General features: G+C 34.5%; 23 protein-coding genes and 2 other annotated features. Of the genes, 6 read left to right on the top strand and 17 right to left on the bottom strand.

The genetic code is table 11. The features are described 5' to 3' along the window. Positions 1-35: 35 nt before the first annotated feature. The 13 genes from DRZ96_RS06245 to ychF form a co-directional block, all read right to left on the bottom strand. Positions 36-1319 (bottom strand): AI-2E family transporter, encoded by a 1284-nt coding sequence (locus DRZ96_RS06245; protein ID WP_070702555.1) that lies wholly within the window; start codon positions 1317-1319, stop codon positions 36-38. Positions 1320-1323: 4 nt separating this feature from the next. After that, positions 1324-2451: a cysteine desulfurase family protein gene (locus DRZ96_RS06240; RefSeq protein ID WP_172605469.1), complete on the bottom strand. Its 1128-nt coding sequence runs from the start codon at positions 2449-2451 to the stop codon at positions 1324-1326. A 7-nt stretch (positions 2452-2458) separates the two neighbouring features. After that, positions 2459-2854, bottom strand: a complete 396-nt coding sequence (locus tag DRZ96_RS06235; protein ID WP_112890001.1) for an RrF2 family transcriptional regulator — start codon at positions 2852-2854, stop codon at positions 2459-2461. Positions 2855-2865: 11 nt separating this feature from the next. Further along, a complete protein-coding gene (gene sufU / locus DRZ96_RS06230; protein ID WP_112890000.1) occupies positions 2866-3321 on the bottom strand; it encodes a Fe-S cluster assembly sulfur transfer protein SufU in 456 nt (151 codons plus the stop codon). After that, on the bottom strand, positions 3311-4552 hold the full coding sequence (locus DRZ96_RS06225) for a cysteine desulfurase (protein WP_112889999.1): 1242 nt from the start codon (positions 4550-4552) through the stop codon (positions 3311-3313). Before DRZ96_RS06225 ends, sufU begins: the two co-directional genes overlap by 11 nt. After that, positions 4553-5602 carry a SufB/SufD family protein gene (locus DRZ96_RS06220; protein WP_112889998.1) on the bottom strand — a complete coding sequence of 350 codons (1050 nt, stop codon included), beginning with the start codon at positions 5600-5602 and terminating at the stop codon, positions 4553-4555. A gap of 7 nt (positions 5603-5609) precedes the next feature. After that, positions 5610-7025 carry a Fe-S cluster assembly protein SufB gene (gene sufB, locus DRZ96_RS06215; protein ID WP_201621235.1) on the bottom strand — a complete coding sequence of 472 codons (1416 nt, stop codon included), beginning with the start codon at positions 7023-7025 and terminating at the stop codon, positions 5610-5612. Position 7026: 1 nt separating this feature from the next. Then, the gene (sufC, locus tag DRZ96_RS06210; protein WP_112889997.1) at positions 7027-7773 is read right to left on the bottom strand and encodes a Fe-S cluster assembly ATPase SufC; all 747 of its coding nucleotides are present in this window, start codon (positions 7771-7773) and stop codon (positions 7027-7029) included. Between the two features lie 128 nt (positions 7774-7901). Then, entirely contained in the window at positions 7902-8261 is a 360-nt protein-coding gene (locus DRZ96_RS06205) for a YraN family protein (protein ID WP_112889996.1), read from the bottom strand. Next, positions 8255-8872, bottom strand: coding sequence for a ribonuclease HII (locus DRZ96_RS06200; protein ID WP_112889995.1), 618 nt, complete (start codon positions 8870-8872; stop codon positions 8255-8257). Before DRZ96_RS06200 ends, DRZ96_RS06205 begins: the two co-directional genes overlap by 7 nt. Then, on the bottom strand, positions 8859-9710 hold the full coding sequence (gene ylqF / locus DRZ96_RS06195) for a ribosome biogenesis GTPase YlqF (RefSeq protein ID WP_112889994.1): 852 nt from the start codon (positions 9708-9710) through the stop codon (positions 8859-8861). Before ylqF ends, DRZ96_RS06200 begins: the two co-directional genes overlap by 14 nt. Then, positions 9711-10547 (bottom strand): HAD-IIB family hydrolase, encoded by an 837-nt coding sequence (locus DRZ96_RS06190; RefSeq protein ID WP_070702539.1) that lies wholly within the window; start codon positions 10545-10547, stop codon positions 9711-9713. Positions 10548-10572: 25 nt separating this feature from the next. After that, positions 10573-11661, bottom strand: a complete 1089-nt coding sequence (gene ychF / locus DRZ96_RS06185) for a redox-regulated ATPase YchF (protein WP_112889993.1) — start codon at positions 11659-11661, stop codon at positions 10573-10575. Between the two features lie 399 nt (positions 11662-12060). Between ychF and DRZ96_RS06180 the strand changes: the two genes are divergently transcribed. The 6 genes from DRZ96_RS06180 to DRZ96_RS06160 all read left to right on the top strand — a co-directional run bounded on the left by DRZ96_RS06180 (position 12061) and on the right by DRZ96_RS06160 (position 16285). Next, positions 12061-13335 (top strand): ATP-binding cassette domain-containing protein, encoded by a 1275-nt coding sequence (locus tag DRZ96_RS06180; RefSeq protein ID WP_112889992.1) that lies wholly within the window; start codon positions 12061-12063, stop codon positions 13333-13335. Then, positions 13325-14155, top strand: coding sequence for an ABC transporter permease subunit (locus DRZ96_RS06175; RefSeq protein WP_112889991.1), 831 nt, complete (start codon positions 13325-13327; stop codon positions 14153-14155). Before DRZ96_RS06180 ends, DRZ96_RS06175 begins: the two co-directional genes overlap by 11 nt. Positions 14156-14283: 128 nt before the next feature. Next, a complete protein-coding gene (locus tag DRZ96_RS06170) occupies positions 14284-14649 on the top strand; it encodes a sigma factor (protein ID WP_236587173.1) in 366 nt (121 codons plus the stop codon). Then, entirely contained in the window at positions 14573-14806 is a 234-nt protein-coding gene (locus tag DRZ96_RS11730; protein WP_236587172.1) for an RNA polymerase sigma factor, read from the top strand. The genes DRZ96_RS06170 and DRZ96_RS11730 overlap by 77 nt, the downstream gene beginning before the upstream one ends. Beyond that, positions 14796-15836, top strand: a complete 1041-nt coding sequence (locus tag DRZ96_RS06165) for a DUF4179 domain-containing protein (protein WP_112889990.1) — start codon at positions 14796-14798, stop codon at positions 15834-15836. Before DRZ96_RS11730 ends, DRZ96_RS06165 begins: the two co-directional genes overlap by 11 nt. A gap of 155 nt (positions 15837-15991) precedes the next feature. Beyond that, the gene (locus DRZ96_RS06160; RefSeq protein WP_070702527.1) at positions 15992-16285 is read left to right on the top strand and encodes a hypothetical protein; all 294 of its coding nucleotides are present in this window, start codon (positions 15992-15994) and stop codon (positions 16283-16285) included. A 123-nt stretch (positions 16286-16408) separates the two neighbouring features. On the opposite strand, the gene DRZ96_RS06155 is transcribed toward DRZ96_RS06160, so the two are convergent. From DRZ96_RS06155 to DRZ96_RS06140, 4 genes are all read right to left on the bottom strand, one after another. Then, positions 16409-17221, bottom strand: coding sequence for an ABC transporter ATP-binding protein (locus DRZ96_RS06155; RefSeq protein ID WP_112889989.1), 813 nt, complete (start codon positions 17219-17221; stop codon positions 16409-16411). Further along, positions 17208-18092 carry an ABC transporter permease gene (locus tag DRZ96_RS06150; RefSeq protein ID WP_112889988.1) on the bottom strand — a complete coding sequence of 295 codons (885 nt, stop codon included), beginning with the start codon at positions 18090-18092 and terminating at the stop codon, positions 17208-17210. Before DRZ96_RS06150 ends, DRZ96_RS06155 begins: the two co-directional genes overlap by 14 nt. Positions 18093-18125: 33 nt before the next feature. Next, on the bottom strand, positions 18126-19115 hold the full coding sequence (locus tag DRZ96_RS06145) for an ABC transporter substrate-binding protein (protein WP_112889987.1): 990 nt from the start codon (positions 19113-19115) through the stop codon (positions 18126-18128). Between the two features lie 37 nt (positions 19116-19152). Beyond that, positions 19153-19385, bottom strand: a binding site (T-box leader). 107 nt (positions 19386-19492) lie between these two features. Beyond that, positions 19493-20470: an ABC transporter substrate-binding protein gene (locus DRZ96_RS06140; RefSeq protein WP_112889986.1), complete on the bottom strand. Its 978-nt coding sequence runs from the start codon at positions 20468-20470 to the stop codon at positions 19493-19495. A 50-nt stretch (positions 20471-20520) separates the two neighbouring features. After that, positions 20521-20749, bottom strand: a binding site (T-box leader). Positions 20750-20784: the final 35 nt, after the last annotated feature.

The raw sequence follows: 20784 nt of genomic DNA, 5'->3' as shown, positions 1-20784 counted from the left end.
TGCTATAAATATTATAATTATAAAGAATATGAATGTCAATTAGAGCTGTATCTGTCGTTGTATTTTATTTTGATAAAATCAACAAGTATAAAGATAATTGACATCAATGGAACAGAAATTACCATTCCCCATACACCAAAGATTCCACCACCAATAATTATTGAAATTAAAATTACAAGTGGGTTTAGTCCAGTTGAATCTCCAATGAGTTTTGGTGCGAGAATATTGTTCTCTACCCATTGAACTATTACGAATAAAATCAAAACCCATAGGGCCTTCATAGGCGAGTCCATAAAGGCAAATAAAACTGCCGGCGCACAACCAAGGAAAGGACCAATATAAGGGATTATATCTGCCACACAAGTTATAAGACCAATGATAATGGCAAAGTCTACTCTTAAGACTAAGAGGTAGGCCATAGTTATTAATCCTACGAAGATTGCCATTAGCATCCTTCCCCTAATGAATTGTTGGAGGGCTGTGTCAATATTGCTTGTGAGATATGAGATGTCGTCTCTGTATTTATTTGGTATGGCCTTTTTCACTCTATGCATAAATCTATCCTTGTCCACTGAAAAGTAGAAGGAAAAGATTATAATTAAGACAAGTCTAAAGGCCGAAGTTAAAAATCCATAAAGTTTAGAAAGTACATTGGAAAGAGATCCCATTAGTGATCCTTGGGCCTTGACTATTAGGTCGTTAATAGTCGCCTTAATAGAATTTAAAATATCAGAAACTATTTGTGGTGTCTCAACATCCCCATTTACCTTTGGATTTGTCTCCTTGTAGACATTTATAAAGTTTTCTGGAAGCTCAATATTAAACTTGGCAAATACATTTGACGCGAAATTATTAACTTCTCTTATTAGGGTATCCACCATGGCAGGCAGACTTGTAAGCAAGTTGGAAATTTCATTAATAGTTTTTGGTATTACTGAAACTATTAAGATTCCAAAAATAAGTATAGCTGAGATGTAAACTATTATTACACCAAACTGTCTCTTGACTCCCTTCCTCTCCAAGTAGTTAACTATTGGGTCGATAATATAGGCAAATATTATTGCTATTATTACCGATGAAAGTGTGTAGCCAAGGATTGGGAACTTATTAAAGATTATATTTATTAAGTAAAAAATAAGTATCCCCAAAAATATTTTTGTGATAAGCCTTAGGTCTATATTTATCCTCTTCTTGCCATCAATGTATCTGTTCCCAATATTTATTAGATAGTAAATTGCTAAAAATATTAAGAGAATAGAAAGAATGGCAAGGGCATAAATCATAAATCTAGCAGCATTACCAGATATTTGCTCTAACATAATATCACCTGTTCTTGAACTTTTTCATCCCCTGGTTTATTTTTTCCACTACATAATCACACTCTTCTTTTGTGTTTTCGTGATTAAGTGAGAGCCTTAGCATAGAAAGTGAGTCTTCTTCACTCCTACCTATTGCCCTTAAAACATGGGATGGGTTAATGCTTCCTGCTGCACATGCTGATCCAGAAGAAACACATATATCAAACATGTCAAGATACTGAACCATGGTTTGTGGTTTAGTATTTTTTAAAGTGATATTTATATTTCCAGGAAGTCTTTTTTCTTTGGGACCATTTAAGATTACTCCATCTATATTCAAGAGTTTTTCTATTGTGTAATCTCTTAGTTCTCTTGTAATAGATGTCCTCTCTTCAATATTATTGTAAGCATCTTCTAAGGCTCTTGCAAGTCCGACTATTGATGCAAGATTTTCTGTTGAGGCCCTTTGTCCTCTTTCCTGTTCACCACCATCTAAAAAGCTATCAAGTTCAATTCCCTCTTTGACATAAAGAAGACCAACTCCCTTTGGAGCTCCAAGCTTGTGACCTGAAAGGGAGAGCATGTCCACTCCTATGTCTTCTATCTTAAATTTAATATTTCCCATAGCTTGAACTGCGTCTGTGTGAAATAAAATATTTTTTGCCTTAGCTATTTTTGCAATTTCAGCAAGAGGCTCAATAGTTCCTATTTCATTGTTGGCAAACATAATTGAAATAAGTCTTGTGGAGTCCTTGATAGAGCTTTCAATTTCATCTAAGTCCACAAAACCTTCATTGTCAACTGAAATGAGGCTAGTTTCTCCTCCCCACTTTTCTATTTTCTTTAAAGAATTTAAAATAGCTGGGTGCTCAATCTTTGATGAGATAATATGGTTCTCTTGATTAGGTAAAAGTGAGCCCTTTAAGGCCCAGTTATCTGATTCAGATCCAGAGGAAGTAAAGTAAATTTCACTTGCCTTTACTCCCAGGATCTCTGCAATTTTTATTCTTGAATTTTCTATGGCTGCCCTAGATCTTTGACCAAGAGAGTATATTGCCGATGGATTCCCGTAATTTTTTTTCAAATAAGGAAGCATAGCTTGAAATACACTATCTGTGATCCTAGTAGTGGCAGCATTATCCATGTAAATCATAGTGACCTCACATGTCTGCTAGAGTCATGGATTCCATGACACCTTCAATTTGACCTTGAAGCTTGGATAAGATGTCCCTTGTGGCACATTCCTCTTGCTTGTTGCAGTCAGACTTTTTACCAAGATCACAACAAGAAAGTGAAAGGTCACCTTCAAGGGCATTTATTATTTCTCCAATCGCTATATTTTTTGGATCTCTTGCAAGGACGTAACCGCCACCTGCACCCCTAATTGATTTAACTAGGTCAGCCCTCCTAAGAAGGGTAAAGAGTTGTTCCAAATAGGATTCTGAAAGATTTTCATCTCTCGCAATATCCTTTAAGGCTATAGGGCCCTTGCCCATATTTTCTTTTAAGTTGTACATAGCCATTAGGCCGTAACGACCCTTTGTAGATAATTTCATCTAATCACCTCTTATGATAGATTAAAGGATCCCTTATCTTCATTATTTTCTAACATATTCTTTAGAGTGTACCAAGAAAGAACTGCACACTTTACCCTTGCAGGTAAAGTTGAAATGGATTCAAAAGCAATGGCATCGTCAAGATCTTCCAACTTATCTGGGTCGTCAATCTCTCCCTTAACCATTCCTATAAACTTGTCTGCCCTTTCAATAGCTTCTTCAACTTTTATGCCCTTGACATTGTCGCACATAATTGATGTTGAAGCTTGAGAAATGGCACATCCGTGACCTGTGTAGGATATATCCTCTATAGTGTCATCTTGGATTTTTACTTCAAGAGTTATTTCATCTCCACAGCTTGGATTGTGACCAAGTTCTTTTTTTGTGTAGTCTTCTAGTTCTCTTCTGTTGTGTTTGTTCCTAGAGTGTTCCAAGATTAGTTCTGTGTAAATATTATCAAGATTCAATTCCTAAAATCCTCCTTACATCTTCAAGATGTTCTACGAAATAATCAATTTCTTCCACTGTGTTATAGATTGCAAAACTTGCCCTGCATGAGAAGTTTGAACCCAAGTACCTGTGAAGAGGTTGAGCACAGTGGTGGCCTGATCTTATGGCAATTCCATAAGTGTCAAGTATTGATGCAACATCGTGAGGATGGGCTTCTTTAAAGTTGAAAGAAATTACTGGTGCCCTGTTATTGTCACTAGTTGTATAAACTTCAAGATAGTCTAAATTTTTAAGCTTGTCGTAACAGTAGTCAGTTAAATATCTTTCATATTCATCGATTTTTTCCATGCCATATTTGTTTATAAAGTCAATGGCTGCTGCTAGGTTTACTGCTCCTTCAACGTTGGCAGTTCCTGCTTCAAACCTTTGTGGTGCATCTAGAAAAGTTGTGTGGTCTTCATAGACATATTCAATCATGTCGCCACCTGATAGGAAGATATCCATCTTGTTTAGAAGTTCTTCCTTTCCATAAAGTACACCAATACCTAGTGCCGAATACATCTTATGACCAGAAAAAGCCATGAAGTCAACGTCAAGTTCACTTACATTGACCTTCCTGTGGGGAACTAATTGTGCTCCATCAAGAATTATTTTTGCATCTGAATTTTCTCTAGCATACTTAACAATTTTTTCTATGTTAGGATTTGTTCCAACAACGTTAGATGCTCCTGTGATGGAAATAATTTTTGTATTCTTAGTAACTTTTTCTTCGATTTCAGAAAAAGGAATTTGCATATCATCGTCTACATATAAAAACTTTAGCTTTGCTCCAGTTTTCTTGCAAACTTCTTGCCATGGAACAAGGTTTGAATGGTGCTCCATTATAGAAATTACAATTTCGTCGCCTTCCTTTAAGTTGTTTAGTCCATAGGAATAAGCAAGAAGATTTAAGGCTTCAGTTGCATTTCTTAAAAAGACAACTTCCGAAGCCTTTTTTGCCCCAATAAAGTCTGCAACTTTTTGTCTTGCACCTTCGTAAACTTCAGTTGACTTCATTGCAAGATAGTGGGCCCCCCTGTGAGGGTTTCCATTTTCACTTTCATAAAAGTTTTTTATATTGTCAATAATTTCTCTTGGCTTTTGTGTTGTTGCACCATTATCAAAATAAACTATTTGCTTCCCATTAGGTTTTAGATTTAAAAAAGGAAACTCTTTTCTGATTTCTTCTATTTCATTTTTAGCAAACATTTAATTTCCTCTCTTTATAATTTCTCTAACTGCTTCCCAAACTTCGTCCTTTAGTTTTTCATCTCCTAGGGCATCAATTGCACCTGAGAATTTGGACTCAACTATTAGGGCTTCTGCTTCATCAAAACTTATTCCCCTAGACATTAGATAAAAGATTTGGTCATTATCAAGCTTACCAGCACTAGATGCGTGGTTACCAACAACGTCATCTTCATGAGCAAGCATTAGAGGAACTGAAATTGAGTGAACTGTGTCATCTAGTAAGATTGAGTATTCTTCTTCTGACCCAACAGCACCCTTAGCCCCTTCTATAAATTGAAGGTTTGACTTAAAGTTCTTTGATGATTTATCCTTTAGGGCTCCGTTAACCAAGATATCTGACTCAGTCTTCTTGCCCCTGTGAATCATGTCGTAGTTCATGTTTAGGTACTCGTCCTTTTGACCAAAGTAAATTGAATCAACATGACCTTCAGAATATTCTCCAATTAGTTCACACTTGTAATTTGTGTAAAGTCTAGCTGCTCCCAGTTCATATTGGTGGACGCTAACTTTTGCATGAGCCTCTGTATAAACTCCAATAGATTCAAGAACTAGGGACTTGTCATCATCTCTTGCAATAACAAAAACTTCTACTTCAGAATTTTCCTTTGCAAGAACTTTAATAACAGAGTTCCTAAATTTTTCGTCCTTGCCAGTAGAAGTGTAGTCAAGGACAACTTTTAATTTTGAGTCCTTTTCTGCAACGATGTGGTGGAGGTCAAAAAGTTCAGAATATTCATCATCAAGTTCAAATAACTTGAAATCTTCTTCTGTCTTGCCCTCTTCACTTGTGTAGGACTTGTAATAATTTAAATGCTTCCTATTTTGATCCAAGACTTCATTTGAAATGCCATACTTAATATTTTCAAATTCAGAAATTTCTCCTGGATTGTCTTCTCCTACTTCCCTATATGACTTCCCTTGAATTTGGGGAATTTCTATTTCTGTTTCATTTACCCTTAAAAAGTTAAAAGTCTTAAAGGCAATTTCGTTTCCAATTATTTTATTCATGTTTCACCTACCCAATTGATCCAACAAGTTCAAGATTGATTAAGTTATTCATCTCAACTGCGTATTCCATAGGAAGTTCCTTAGCTATTGGCTCAGCGAAACCTCTTACTACCATTTCCTTGGCCTCTTGTTCAGAGATACCCCTAGACATTAAGTAGAAGATAACTGAGTCGCTAATCCTTCCAATTTTTGCTTCGTGTCCAATATCAATATCATTGTTTTCAATTTTTATTGTAGGAATTGTGTCTGACCTTGACTTGTTGTCAAGCATCAAAGATTCACAAGATGTTGAGTTCTTTGCACCAACTGCGTTTTCTTTTATTTCAACTAGTCCCCTGTAAATTGCCACTCCACCAGATTTTGAAATAGATTTTGTGTTTACAGTTGAAGTAGTGTGTGGTGCTGCGTGAACAACTTGGGCACCTGTGTCAAGATTTTGTCCTTCACCTGCAAAGGAAATACCAGTGAACTCACTAGATGCATTTTCTCCCACAAGAATTGATGCAGGGTAAAGCATGGAAACTTTTGAACCAAAGGATCCTGAAACCCATTCAATCTTTCCATCTTTTTCTACAATTGCCCTCTTAGTGTTAAGGTTGTACATATTTCTTGACCAGTTTTCTATTGTTGAATACCTAAGAGTTGCACCTTCTCCAACGAATAATTCAACTGCACCTGCGTGTAGGTTTATAACATTGTATTTTGGAGCAGAGCAACCTTCTATAAAGTGACAGTAGGCTCCGTCTTCTATGATAATAAGTGTGTGTTCAAATTGTCCTGCACCTGGAGCATTAAGTCTAAAGTAAGATTGTAGAGGAATATCTACATTTACTCCCTTTGGCACATATACAAAGGATCCACCAGACCAAACTGCATAGTGAAGAGCAGCATACTTGTGAAGGCTAGGTGTAATACACTTGCTAAAATATTTTTTTACGATTTCAGGATATTCTTTAAGTCCTGTTTCAAAGTCTGTATAAATTACTCCTTGGTCTGAAAGATATTTTTGGATGGAGTGGTAAACAACTTCTGAGTCGTATTGGGCTCCAACTCCAGAAAGCATGGATTCTTTTTCTGCTTCAGGTATTCCAAGTTTGTCAAAGGTATCTCTAATTTCATCAGGAACATTCATCCAGTCATCAGACATATCTGCATCAGGTCTTATATAAGTTGTGATTTCATCCATGTCTACTTCAGAGATGTCTGGCCCCCAGCTTGGATTTTCTTTTTCGTTAAAGATTTTAAGGGCCTTTAATCTACTTTCAAGCATCCATTCTGGTTCATTCTTTTCAGCAGAAATTTGTCTTACAATTTCTTCTGTAAGTCCCTTTTCAGTCTTCGACCTAAATGTAAATTTATTTTTAATATCATAGACACCACGGTCCATGTCTTCTACATAAGTTTTTTCTACTTTTTTAGTCAAATTATTTCACCTCTTCTCTTATCCAGTTAAATCCTTCTTTTTCGATTTTATCTATTAGAGAAGCGTCTCCTTCTTTTACAATTTCACCATCTAATACTACGTGCACATAATCAGGTTTAATGTTGTCAATTAATTCTTTGTGGTGGGTGATAATTAAAACAGCATTGTCCTTGCTTAAATATTTTTCGATTCCAGATGATACAATTCTTGTTGCATCAACATCAAGTCCTGAGTCTGTTTCATCAAGAATAGCAAGCTTAGGATTTAACATTAACATTTGAAGAATTTCGTTTTTCTTTTTTTCTCCACCAGAGAAGCCTACGTTTAAGTATCTTTCTGCATAGGAAGAATCCATTTTTAATTCTTCCATTTCCTTCTTAATTTCTTTTTTAAATTTTAAAATTGAAATTGGCTTATCGTCCTTTAAAGACTTTGCAGTCCTAATAAAGTTTTCTACAGAAATCCCAGGAACTTCTTCTGGAGTTTGGAAGGACATAAATAGTCCCTTGTTTGCCCTCTTATCTGTAGTAAGGTCTGTTATGTCTTCTCCGTCTAAGAAGATTTTTCCACTTGTAACATTGTAAACAGGATTGTCCATGATTACATTAGCAAGAGTAGATTTACCAGAACCATTTGGTCCCATAATTACGTGTACTTCTCCGTAATTAATTTTTAAATTTATATTTTTTAAAATTTCCTTGTCTTCTACGCCTGCACTTAAATTTTCTATTCTTAATAACTCTGTCATACTTCCTCCATTTATTAAAAAATAATTCATACAAAATTACTATGTTTTTTACTATTAACTATAATAACACAAGTTTTTTAATAAGCAAATATTTATTGCAAATAAAAAAAACTAGGCTTAACCTAGTTTTATGAAAGCATAAATGCAGATTCTATGTGATTGATTTCTTTTTCATTAAAATAAACTTCAATTATGTCAAAGCGAACCATAATGTCAAAGAGCCCCTTGGCCATTATGTAGGCTGTAGCAGTTTGAATAATGTTTTGCATCTTGTATTCTGTGACAGCCTCGTAGGCGTCTCCATATTTTCTAGAGTTACGTGACTTCACTTCCACAAAGACAAGCTCGTCCTTGTCACGTGCAATAATATCTATTTCAGTCCCAAGGGCACGATAATTTCTATCTAATACAATATAACCCTTGTCCTCTAAAAATTTTGTGGCAATATCTTCGCCACGATTGCCGAAAAATAAATTGTGTCCTACCATGATTCTATATTTTTTAAAAAAGTTTTTCTGTGCATGTCACTTGGGCCATAAGCTTTTAGGGCTTCCCTGTGATATTTTGTGGCATAGCCCTTGTGCTTTTCCAGTCCATATTGTGGATACTCTTCTGCCCATTTTTTGCAGAGATTGTCCCTATAGACCTTTGCAACAATAGATGCACAAGCAATAGAATAACAAGACTCGTCACCCTTGATTATTGCCTTTTGGAAGATTCCCGTTTCAATAGTTTCTGCATCAATTAATACACAGTCAGCTTCAATTTTTTTATTCTCGCTATCTCTCAAGTTTTCAAGGGCATTGATCATGGAGATGTGAGTTGCCATCCTTATGTTTACCTTGTCAATTATATCGGCACTTGCCCTTCCAATCCCAACAGCAAGGGCTGACTCTAAAATTTTTAGGTAAAGTTCCTCTCTCTTTTTAGGAGATAATTTTTTGGAGTCATTAACTCCTTCAATGAATTCGCCCCTTGGCATAATTACTGCTGCAGAAACCACGTCTCCAAAGAGACAGCCCCTGCCAACCTCATCTATGCCACAAATATTTTTGTAGCCCTTTTCATAATATTCTTCTTCAAAACTATAAAAACTCATCAGGAACCTCCAATGTAATCCTGCCAAGGATTCCCTTCCTAAACTCATCTAGGACAATGCCTGAGACTTTCTCATAATCAATGTAGCCGCCACGCATTAGGGCCCCCCTCTTACTTCCAATTTCATCCATGATTTCAATTCCAGTCTTGTCATGAATATCACTTAGTTTATATCTTTCTTCTAAGGAAGAAGGGGCAATTTCCTTTAACTTCTCTATTAGTCTTAGGGCAAGAGTCTCCCTGTCCATGATTTCATCTTTTATAGCGCCAGTAAAAGCAAGGTTAAGTCCAACCTTATCTTCAAACTTTGGCCAAAGAACTCCTGGTGTGTCAAGAAGGTGAAGCTTTGGATGAATCTTTATCCACTGGTTGACCTTGGTTACTCCTGGCCTGTTGCCAGTCTTGGCTGACCTTGTGCCTGATATTGAATTTATAAAAGTTGATTTGCCTGAGTTTGGGATACCAACAATCATGGCACGAAGGGGTCCCTTATTAAGTCCCTTGTCCTCAAATTTTTTTATTTCATCTGCCATAAGTTCTTCAGACTTATTTACAACAAGCCCCACATTGGGTTTCATTGCATTGTAAGAGATGGCAAAGTTATTCTCATCAGTTAGCCTTTCCATCCAAAGGTCATTTAACTTAGGATCTGATAAGTCTGACTTGTTAAAAATTAGAAGTCTTTTTTTATTTTTTAAGAGGTCATCAAAGAGAGGATTTCTACTTGAGAAGGGAATCCTAGAATCTATAATTTCTATTACAAAGTCAACGAGCTTTAACTTCTTCTCAATATCCTCTAGGGTCTTCTTCATGTGACCAGGGTACCAGTTAATATTCATTTAATCACCAAATAAAACCTTATCTAAAATCTTTATTGCACCGTCATTGTTGTTATCATAATCAGAAACCACATCGGCAACTTCCTTTAAGACATCAACAGCATTTATCATGGCAAAGCCAAGTCCAACATTCTCAACAAGCATCTTGTCGTTGGAGTCGTCACCAATGGCAGCAACTTCTTCTAGTTTTATATTCCTGTTTTCTGCATATTTCTTAATACCGAAAAACTTATCTCCATTCTTTTGAAGGATTTCAAGCATCCACTTTGGCTCTCTCTTAATTTTCATTAGGTGGAAGTTAAACTTGTCCTTGTCTTCTCCTATTCCATCTTTTATTGTCCTACGAAGTTCCACTAAGTCGTCGTGAGTCCCTGCAAAGACAATGGAAAGGGGATGACCTTCATAGTCATCAAAATTATCAAGTCCGAGATTTCTCCCCCTGAAGGCATCTACATAAACTCCTTCAAAGGATTTAAAATTCTTTTTCTTGTATAAGAGGTCAATCCCATCTTCTCTTGCAACGTGAATTGTGGAGTAGACCTTGTCATTCTTGTCGAAGGACATAATTAAGTCCACGTCTTCCTTTGACATGGGATTTACAAATTCAAGTTTTCCAGTTTTATTATTTTTAATAATATTTCCATTGTTGCAAATTAAATCTATTTCTAGGTCTTCACCCACGAACCTGTGAGCAGTGTAAAATTCTCTTCCAGTTGCAACAACAGGAATAATATTGTTTGCTCTTAATTTTTCCACAAAGGGCCTAAAAGATTCTGTCATCACCTTATCAGTAGATAAAAGAGTTTCATCTAGGTCCATTGAAAGCATCTTAATCATAAATCACCCTTTTTCTTCAGCTTTATTAAACGTTAAACTTAAAGACCATTACGTCGCCATCTTCAACGACATAGTCCTTACCTTCACTCCTAATAAGTCCCTTGTCCCTTGCGTTGGCCATAGAGCCAGAGTCCACAAGGTCTTGGTAAGAAATTGTGTCTGCCTTGATAAATCCTCTTTCCATATCTGTGTGGATTTTACCTGCAGCAGTTGGAGCCTTAGAACCTTTCTTAACAGTCCAAGCCCTTGTCTCAATTTCTCCAGTTGTAATAAAGGAAATTAGACCAAGAAGTCTGTAACTTGATTTAATTAGCTTGTCAAGTCCTGATGAATCAAGGCCAAGTTCTTCTAAGAAGAGTTCCTTTTCATCTTCATCAAGGGCAGCTATTTCTGATTCAATCTCTGCAGAAATAACTACAACTTCGTCGCCAGTTTTTTCTGCATATTCCCTAACTGCCTTTACATATTCATTGTCTTCCTTTGTAAGTTCTTCTTCTGCAACGTTACAAACATAAATAACAGGCTTTGCACTTAGAAGAGAGTAGTTCTTAATAATTTTCTTTTCTTCATCATCAAGTTCAACTTCTCTTGCAGAACTTCCTTCCTCTAGGGCTGTCTTAATTTTTTCTAAAAGGTCTCTTTCCTTGGCAAGATTTTTTTCAGCTCTTGCTTTTTTTGCAACCTTTGAATACCTATTTTCAACTTGTTCTAGGTCAGAAAAAATTAATTCTAGGTTTATATTTTCAATATCACGCAAAGGGTCAACAGATCCATCAACGTGAATTATATTTTCGTCTTCAAAACACCTTACAACGTGGACAATGGCATCAACTTCACGGATATTTGATAAAAATTGGTTGCCAAGTCCTTCGCCCTTGCTGGCTCCCTTAACAAGTCCTGCAATGTCGTAAAATTCTATATTAGTGTAGACAATTCTTTGTGAGTTGGCCATCTTTGAAAGAACTTCTAATCTTTCATCAGGCACATTTACAACCCCAACGTTTGGTTCGATTGTTGCAAAGGGATAGTTTGCAGCTTCTGCACCAGCACTTGTTAGGGCATTAAATAAAGTAGACTTACCAACATTAGGTAGTCCCACGATTCCAAGTTTCATTTAAAAACCTCCATTCAGATTAAAATTATATCACAAGGCACTTTTTTAGTCATTTTATTTTGCCTATAAGCTACCAGTTTATTATTAAGTCCTAGATTTTTTCACTTCGTATTCTAATCCCAAGTCATAATTTTTTATAAAGTTATAGTTTTTTATGACCTCCTATTTTTTATAAAGTCATAGTTTTTTATAAAGTCATAAATTTTTGTAAAGTCATAATTTTTTATTAAGTCATAAATTTTATTGACTTATAAGTTTAAAATTATAATAAAAATTAAAATTTATCTCCAATCTTTTCTATTATTTAGTTAATATTTAGCTAAGATAGGCTCTTCAATCTTTTAATTAAATATTTTTTATTGTATAATGAGTTTATTAATTATTAAAGAGGTGAATAGTATGAGTGCCATCGTCATAAATGACCTGACAAAGGGCAAGGGTAAAGATAAAGTTTTACGAAATTTAAATCTTGAAATCTTGGACGGAGAGTTCTTCTCCCTACTTGGAACTGAAAAATCTGGAAAAACTACTCTTGCAAGAATTATAATGGGATTTTTAAAACCTAATAGTGGATCTATTAAGGTTTATGATATGGATTCATTTAAAGAATCAAAGGAAATAAAAGAAAGTGTGTCTCTTGTGCCAGAAGATATGATTTTCGATTCAAAAATCAAGTCTTTTGCCTTATTAAAGAAGACACTTAACGCACACAATCTTGCTAACACAGAAGACATTGACCTTCTATGTGACTATTTTGAATTTAATTCAAATTTAAGAGTTTGTGATTTGAGAGACAGAGAAAGAAAACTCTTAGCTATTATTAACGCCCTAGTTATTAAGCCAAGACTTTTAATCTTAGACAATCCTTGCAAGTTCTTGGAAGAAAAGGATATAGACAGACTCTTCTCTCATGTTAAGAAGTTAAATGAACAAGAAAACTTAACAGTTTTACTTCTATCTGAGTCCCTAAGAGAAGCAAAAAAATATTCTGCCCGTATTGCCTACCTATCTGACGGTAAGGTCCAAGACATTGAGTACAACAATGTCAAGGCAGCTGGAGATAAAGTTTTAAAGATCGACTCCTTCAGAGGTAATTTAAATTACTTTACTTCTATTGGATCAAGAATAATCAAAGACGAAGAAGATGAAACTATTCTTTACTTTGATGGCCCACTTCCAGAACTTTCTAAGGTTATCTACGAAGAAGGCCTAGAAAATTATGTCCTTGAAGATGCTCAGTTAAGCGACAAGGTTGAAGCTTATTACAAGGGAGAAAATGCAAAACTTCCAAGAAGAAAGACTGAAGCTTCTAAAGAGTCAAAGGACATTAAATTAGAAGAAACTTCTACTGTGGAAGCAGAAACTATTAATGGAGTAAGTGAGTCTACTGTTAAGATAGACCAAGCTGAAAATAACTTTGACACTGTTGAAGGCCTAAGCACTGCTGAAATGGAAAAGGATACTGTCCACAACACAAAGACAAATCTTTTTATGGATGAAGAGTATTCTGAAAAAGTTCTTGGAGAAGAAAGTCCTCAAGTGACTCCAGAAGAATCTGAGGCTCCAAAAGAAGAAAAAACTTCTCCTGACACAATAGTTATTGAAACCTCTAATGATGGCATCTTCAATGCAAGTGAAGAAACAAAGCTAAAGGAGGACAAAGATGATATTTAATATGGAATTTAAATCAAACTTTGCAAAGATGATTTCTTGGGCCATTGTCCTAATAATTTTACTGGGACTTATGCTTGCCTTTTATCCTTTCCTTGCAGAGTCACAAATGAATTCGCTCTTTAATTCAGTTTTAGAAAGTTTTAACGAGCCAACAAGAAATATCTTGGGCTTTTATGAAGGCATGGATATAGTAAACATTGGCGACTATCTTGCCCTAGTTTACCACTATCTTGCAATATTAATTTTTGTATTTGCAATGCAACTTGGAGCCAACTCCCTTGCAAAGGAACAATCTTCAGGTAACATTGAATATATTTATTCAAACCCAATTTCTAAATCAGAAATTGTAACTGGAAAGTTCACAGCAAATATTTTAATTTATATTTTATTTTTAATTATAATGGCACTTGCAAGTTTTGGACTTGTCCTAGGTATCTCTTCTCTTGGAAGCGACACTCCACAAGTTACAAGCTTTGAAATCATTGAAGGAATAGTAAAAGTTTTCGTTGGACTACTTGGCTCTGGCCTTGTCTTTATGTCCATAGGATTTTTCTTCTCTGCAATTTCAAAGTCTTCATTACACCAAGATGCAGTAGCTGCACTTTTTGTATTCCTAATTGTTTTACTTACAATTGTAGGAAAAGTTATTGGCGATGTCTTCGCTATGGTAGTTTCTTACTTCCCTAACGAAGCCTTTAGACCTTATAGTTTCGTTAGCGCAAACTTAAACCTATTTGGCCTAATAGCAAATGCAGTGATATTTATCTTGATGATAGTATTGACTTACTCAATATATTCTAATAAAGAACTTAAATATTAATTTTAAAAAACTATCTTGGGTAACCAGGGTAGTTTTTTTATGTTCAAAATTATTTTTCATAAATTTTAATTTTAAAAATTTGTCAGAATTATTATCTCTATCACGAATATATTAGTGAAGGAGGAAATATGGATAATCAAGACTTGATAGAAAGGCTAAAAAATAAAGATGAAGATGCCCTCTATATATTTATAGAAGATTACGGAAAAATATTAAAGGGAGTTATTTCAAAAACACTTTGGAAATATCCAAACCTTTGGGACGAAGCCATGAATGACGCACTTTTAAGTATATGGCAGAATATTCAATACTTCGACCCAAGTAGGTCTACTTTTAAAAATTGGTGTGCCCTTGTTGCTAAGTATAGAGCCATAGATATCCTTAGAAAAGAAATTAAATTTGAAAGCCTTAGACTAGATGAAGATTCAAAAAATCATCGATTCAGATTTATCTTCAAATTTAGAAATAGAAGAAGTCCTTTCGCTTTTAAATGAGGAAGACAAAAAACTTTTTGAAAATATTTTTATCCATGGTCTTTCCTATAAAGAGGCAGCATCTAAACAAAATATTTCTACCGCTAATGCCTACAAAAAAGTTAGCAGAGGAAGAAATTTTTTAAAAAAATGGAGGGAAAATTTTTATGAAAAATAATATTTATGATGAGTTAAACGACATGAAAATTGAATACGAAGAAGTTCCTCTTAATGATTTTGAAAGAGAAAATCTGAAAAGAACTGTGAGATCATTAAAAATAAAAAACAAGAAAAATAAGTTTAATAAAAAAATAGTTACTATTGCAGCATCTCTTATATTAGTTTTGGGGATTACAAATTACACATCCGGTGGCTATGTCTTTGCCAAGACAAGAGAATTAGCAAGTAATTTTAAAATTACTTTATCTGATGCCATGGGATTGTCAAGGGAAGTTGATGAGTACAGCGTAAATTTAAACGAAGTTTTTGAAATAAATGGCAAAAAATATATTTTTGATAAATTTATTATTGAAGATAATAATTTATACACTGTAATTTTGAGTCTAAATGACTCAGAAAAAATGCTCTCCGGAGAAGTTAACTTAACTGAACTTAAGGTTAATGGCAAGAAAATTAAAATTTTCGGCTCCAGTGGCTCTGGATATACTTTACCTGAAGATGAAAAAGTAAATGTTTATACTCTTAAATATGTTTTGGAAGACTCCTTGCCAAAAGAAGGCGAAGTTAATTTGGAATTTTTCTTTGATGAATTTTTAGGCAACAAGAAAAAAATTAATCTTTCAACAAATATAGATATGTCACAAATGCAAATGAATAAAAAACTTATAGCAAAGGACTTTACTATTCCAAATACAAATAACATTGTAATTGAAAGCTTTACTACAAGCCCAGCCTCACAAAAAATCCTATTGACCTATCCTGACATCGAAGATGGATATCTTTATTCAATAAAAGCCAGAGATTCTAAGGATAGATTTGTATATTTTGAAACTGGCGAAGCAGAAAAAAACAAATCCAACCTTTACTTCTCTCCAGTCACTAGCAAGGTCACTGCCGATGAACTTTTAAATGAAATAAAAACACTAAAATGCCAATTATACAGAGTGACAGTTCACAGCTATGACAACAGAGAAATACCTACTGGAGAACAAGCAATTGGTGACGAATTTACCCTCACTTTAAAATAAAATTTTATATTAATAAAAAAATCCTACTCTTTCTTGAGTAGGACTTTTTTATTATTTTTAAGTCTTAATTTTTTTAACTCATCATTTTTTTATCCCATTAATGATGCTTACTATTATTTTTTATTTTTCTATGTTATTATTTTTTTTGTGATATTATGAAAGATTTACTTATAGGATTACTCGCAATATATATTATTTATAATGAAATTAGATTAAATAAATTTATAAAAAATATAAATTATAAAGTATCGAGGACTTTATGGCTAAGTTATAAGTTAGATGACTTTAGCTACTTAAGAGAAAAATTTAATAACTTAAGTCATGATGACATTCTACACATATACTCATTAATTTTAAAAAATAGAAGATTAGATGCAGTTAAATATCTTTCTAAAAAAGAATGTGTAAGTATGCCTGAAGCCTTTGATTGTATCAATAAATATTTTTAAACTAATAAAAAGTAAAGTAATTTTTAAAGTTATTTTGAAATTAAATAGTAAATAAAAAGGAGCCTTCCTAAATAGACTTATCTATTGGGTAAGGTTCCTTTTTCATGCAATTATTTATGAAATTTATGCGAAGCTTTCAACTTGATTTACTCTATCAAGCTTTTCTACTTCTAGATTATTTTCTTCTTCAATCTTTTCGTTGTAGATCCTATTTAGTTCTTCTTCTGTAACCTCACTTGGAAGAATATCTAAGACAACTTTGCCCTTGTTGAGCATTATAATTCTGTCTGAGTAGTCAATGGCATTTTTTAAGTTGTGAGTAATCATTAGGGTTGTGATTTTTTCTTTCTTGATAAGGTCATTGGTCTTATCCATTATTATCTTTGAAGTCTTTGGGTCAAGGGCTGCTGTGTGTTCATCAAGTAAAAGGATTTTTGGTCTTTTAACAGTTGCCATAAGAAGTGACAGTGATTGTCTTTGTCCACCTGATAAAAACTTTACTTGAGTCTTTAATTTGTTTTCAAGTCCCAGGTCAATGGACTTTAGCTTTTCTATTATCTCGTCGTTGTTCTTCTTGTCGATCAATCTCTTGAAGGTAAACTTGTGTCCCTTCTTAAAGGCCATAGACATATTTTCTAAAATATTTAGGCTCTGGCAAACTCCCTTTGATGGGTCTTGGTTTACCTTTCCAATGTCTATTGCCCTCTTGTCTTCAGATAATTTTGCAATGTCCACATCTCCCAGAAGGATCTCTCCTGAGTCAGGGTTAAGTGAACCTGAAATCATATTAAATAGTGTAGACTTGCCACAACCGTTAGGTCCCAAAATTGCAACACACTTATTTTCTTCTATATCAAGGGAGAAATTATCAAAAATTTGATTTTCTTCTTCCATTCCCTTGTAAAAAGTTTTTGATAAATTTTTAATTCTTAGCATTTTCTTCCCTCTTTCCTTTTAAAATTGATAGTCCCTTTGAAGAAACATCATTGTAAACTATGAAGAATACTACGATTATTGCAGTTATTCCCTTTAAATCACTTGGAGCAAGTCCTAGGTAAAGGGCGATTCCGTAAATAATCCTATAAATTATTGCACCAATTATGGCCCTCGTTGTCCTGTTTAAAAAGCTTGCGTTCTTTAAGAAGGCATCACCAATAATTACTGATGCAAGTGCAGATACGATTATAGCTTGCCCCATTGTTATGTCTGCGTAACCATTGGACTGTGCCATTAGGGCTCCAGCAAGGGCTGCAAGTCCATTTGATATTACAAGGCCTATTGCAATGTACTTGTCTGGATTTTTGCCAAGGGACTTAACAAGAGTTTCGTTATCTCCTGTTGCCAAAAGAAGGTAGCCCTTTTCAGTTTTTAAAAACCAATCAAGAATTAATTTTATTACAAGTGTTATTATTGCAAGAATCAACATCTTAGGAAGGCTTTCAAAAAGTTGAAATACAGTCTTGTAATCAAAGAAGGTAACATTTGGAGTACCAGTAATTCTTAAATTCACTGAATATAAAAATGTCATTGTTAGGATTCCTGATAAGATTGCTTGAATCTTAAACTTCCTAAACAAAATATATGTGATATAGCCTCCAAGTCCTCCTGCTATAAGTGAAACTAACATAGCAAGTATTGGGTTCATGCCAAGTGTGAGCATCTTTGCAAAGGCAAAGGCACCTAGTGGGAATGTTCCTTCCACTGACATGTCAGGGAAATCTAAAATTTTAAAGGTTATTACAACTCCTATTGTCAATATGGAAAATATAAGTCCCATGACAATGGATTCCATTATTACTGAATTCAACTTTTTCCTCCTAATTCTTTACTTGTTTTTCATCTATTCAACTACTTTTGCATTTTCCATTAAGTTCTTGTCATCTTCTAGACCAAGGGCTTCAGCAGTTTTCTTGTTTACAACCTTACTTGTCTCAGTTGAGAATAAAACTGGAACATCTTTAACTTCCTTGCCACCAAGGATTTCACTTGCCATGCCTGCAGCTTTCATACCAAGTTCAACATAGTCGACTCCTGCACTTACAAGAATTCCATTTTCAACTGGACCTTCTTCTGATGCAAAGGAAGGAATCTTAGCAGCCTTTAGTGACTCTGCAATTATTGTTGATGCAGATGAAACTGTGTTGTCTGTAATCGCCATGAAGATGTCTATCTTTCCTTCAATTGTCTTTATTGCTGTTGATACGTCATTGATGTTATTTACTCCAACTTCCACTACATTAAGTCCAAAACCATCTGCAGCCTTCTTTAGTTCTTCAACTTGGAATTTTGAATTGGCTTCATTTGTTGAGAACATAACTCCAATGTTTTTAATGTCTGGGAAGATGCTAATCATTTCTTCTAGTTGAGCTTCTATTGAGAAGTAATCAGAAACTCCTGTTATATTTCCTTCTGGTTCTTCCAAGTTTTTAACAAGGTCTGCAGATGCTGGATCTGTAACTGCGTTAAATATAATTGGAATTTCCTTTTCACCATTTTTTGCTCCTTGGGCAGCTGGTGTTGCTATTGCGTAAATTAAATCAACCTTCTTGTCTTGGAAAGATTTTATAATTGATGGTACAACTGTTAAGTCTCCATTTGCATTCTTAGAAATAATTTCTACATCTGGGTTTATCTTTTTAAGTTCATCTTCAAAACCCTTTCTCGCTCTTTCAAGAGCAATGTGGTCTGCAATTTGAATTACGCCAACTTTTTTTCCGCCACTAGTTTCTGCAGCATTTACTTCTTCTTCATTTACACTATTTTCACTTTTGCCACAAGCCACAAGAAGAAGGGACATCATAAGTAAAATAAACAACTTTCTAAATTTCATAAAAAACCTCCATAAAATAAAAAAAGCCTTTCATCCACATTGGGACGAAAGACTGACTTCGCGGTACCACCCGATTTTATAATCAAAAAGATTACCTCACTTTAAGGTCAAACAACCTCTAGCCTCAGATAACGGTGGCTTCCGTACTTGCCTACTAACTTCAACAAATAAGCTTTAGAGTGTATGTTAAATTTCCGTGTATTGCCTCTCACCAACCGGCAACTCTCTTAAAATCACTAAAAATTCTTTTTTCTCTTTCAACGCTTTATTTAAATTACATTTAGTATATTCTGCTAGCAGACCAAAGTCAAGTCTTTTTTTATAATTTCGTCCAAATTTTTTATTAAATTTTTATTTTACTTATCTCAGTGAGATTTTTATTTTAAAATTTCTGCATCCTTTAAATTTTCATTTGTAAGATCAAGTCCAAGAGCTTCAGCAGTTTTGTTGTTGATCTTTTTCTTTGAAGTCTTGTTGTCTTCTGCCTGAAGATTTTTTATGTCTTCACCCTTTAAAAGTTTTATTGCCATTTCTCCTGCTTGTCTTCCATGTTCATAGTAGTCAACGCCTTCACTCATAAGGAGTCCTTTGGAAACTTGTCCTTCTTCAGCTGAGAGTGATGGAATTTTATTTTTTAAAAGATTTTCTGCAAGAATTGGGCCAGCAGATGCAACTGTGTTGTCAGTAAGAGCATAATAAGCATCTATCTTTTCTGTTAAAGTTGAAAGAGCTTGACCAATGTCGTTTATGTTGTTGATCCCCACACTTTCAAGTTTAAGTCCAAGTTCATCACAAGCTTTTTCTAAAGATTCAACTTGGACCTTTGAGTTGACTTCGTTAGTTGAGAAAATTGTTCCAATAGTTTTTACATCTGGATAAATTTTTAAGAAGGATTCTAATTGGTCTCTTGCAGAAACTGCATCATTAACTCCTGTGATGTTTGTGATTTTATCTGGCGATTCAATTAAACCTGCTTCCACAGGATCTGTCACTGCTGAATATATAATATTTTTATTTGGAAGAGCAGTCTTTGCTCCTTGGGCAGCTGGTGTTGAGATTGCATAAACTAATTTATAATCATCTGATTGGAACTTTTTAGGACCAGTGGTAGCTAGGGCTTGGTCACCTTGTAGGTTTTCCACATCAACTTCTACATCAAGTCCCTCTTCCTTTAGTCTGTCTTGGAAACCCCTTAGGGCATTGTCAAGGGACACGTGTTCAATATATTGGATTGCTCCAATTTTTATTTTTTCTCCACTTTCTTTTTCTGCTTTCTTATCACCTGCACATCCAACAAGGGAAAGCGCAAGGGCACCAATACTTATAACTTTTACCATTTTCTTTAAATTTTTCATTTTTGTCCTCCAAAAAAATTATTTAAAATAATAAAAAAATCCTCCACCCCATATAGGGCGAAGGATTCGCGGTACCACCTAAATTCGAAATAAAAATATTTCCTCTTTAAAGATCTAACAATCTCTAGTCTATGGTAACGGAGACTTCCGTGAAGATCTACTATTATTCAATCCTCATGCTTTAGAGTGAATATATGACATCAACTTATCTGCGGGCTCTCACCATCCCCACTCTCTTTAAGACTCATTAAATATCTTTTTCTCTTTCTTCGCATTTATTATTTTATTAGAAAGTATTATAGACACAGGAAAAT

It is taken from the genome of Peptoniphilus harei (assembly GCF_900454685.1).
In the GTDB taxonomy this organism is placed as follows: Bacteria; Bacillota; Clostridia; order Tissierellales; family Peptoniphilaceae; genus Peptoniphilus_A; species Peptoniphilus_A harei.
Note: the sequence above shows the minus strand (reverse complement) of the source record. Positions and strands in the feature narration are given on the sequence as shown.